General features: G+C 52.8%; 1 protein-coding gene. It reads right to left on the minus strand.

Annotation, left to right across the window (positions count from 1 at the left end):
- Nucleotides 1–593: tandem-95 repeat protein (locus tag R7O13_RS31545; protein WP_318305465.1), on the minus strand; the 593-nt coding region annotated here is incomplete at both ends.

Raw genomic sequence — 593 nt, forward strand, 5'->3', positions numbered from 1 at the left:
TCTTCCACAACCGTCGCGTTGTCTGCCACGATGTCCGCCACAGGCGCTACCGTGAAGTTCACCGTTTGGCTAACGCTCTCGCCGCTTGGATCGGTCGCCGTAAAGGTCAATGCTTCTGAGCCGTTCCAGTCCGCGGTTGGAGTGAACGTAGCAATGCCATTGACGATTGCCACTTGAATGTTGCTGTTGCCAGAGACACTAAACGTTAACTCACCATCGGCGTTATCCACATCACTGAAGGCCGTATTTAGATCGATGCTGTATGGCGTAAAGTCTTCTGCCAAGGTTTGGTCTGCGAGGTTGCTTTCAACCACAGGCGTGTCGTTCACCGCATTCACGGTGACGTTGACCGTCGCTTGGTCTGTCAGTGCACCATCGGTGACGGTGTAAGTAATTTCGGCGTCGCCATGGAAGTTCTCAGCTGGTGTGAACACCAACTTGCCGTCAACAATCTCGACTGTGCCTTGTGCTTCAGGTACAGACGCTGATTGGATAGACAACTTATCGCCGTCGATGTCGGTGTCGTTTGGCAGGACATCAATCGTCACTGGCGTGTCTTCATCAGTAACAGCGGTATCATCTTTTGCCACTGG

The organism is Vibrio sp. Y176 (assembly GCF_033438945.1).